Here is a 391-nt window from a genome sequence, read left to right on the forward strand (position 1 = left end):
CACCGTGCGGGTTCGACCCCCGCCCTCGGCACCATATGCGCCCGTAGCTCAATTGGATAGAGCGTTTGACTACGGATCAAGAGGTTAGGGGTTCGACTCCTCTCGGGCGCGTTTTCTTTCGGGAAGTGGCTCAGCTTGGTAGAGCACCTGGTTTGGGACCAGGGGGTCGCAGGTTCAAATCCTGTCTTCCCGATACTTGTTTGGGGCCTTAGCTCAGCTGGGAGAGCGCCTGCCTTGCACGCAGGAGGTCAGCGGTTCGATCCCGCTAGGCTCCACCAAAAAGTTCTTTGAAAACTGAACGAAACAAACAACGTGAAACGTCAATTTTTATTTTAGATGCTAGACAAACTAACTTTATTGGAGAGTTTGATCCTGGCTCAGGATGAACGCT

3 tRNA genes are annotated in these 391 nt (G+C 52.7%); all 3 read left to right on the forward strand.

The annotated features are described in order from the left end of the window. Positions 1-37 precede the first annotated feature (37 nt). The 3 genes from MR147_RS26835 to MR147_RS26845 all read left to right on the forward strand — a co-directional run bounded on the left by MR147_RS26835 (position 38) and on the right by MR147_RS26845 (position 278). Positions 38-111, forward strand: a tRNA-Arg gene (locus tag MR147_RS26835). Positions 112-119: 8 nt separating this feature from the next. Next, a tRNA-Pro gene (locus MR147_RS26840) sits at positions 120-193 on the forward strand. Positions 194-202: 9 nt separating this feature from the next. Then, positions 203-278: transfer RNA gene (locus tag MR147_RS26845), tRNA-Ala, on the forward strand. Positions 279-391: the final 113 nt, after the last annotated feature.

The organism is Bacillus cereus group sp. BfR-BA-01350 (assembly GCF_022663775.1).
GTDB lineage: Bacteria > Bacillota > Bacilli > Bacillales > Bacillaceae_G > Bacillus_A > Bacillus_A paranthracis.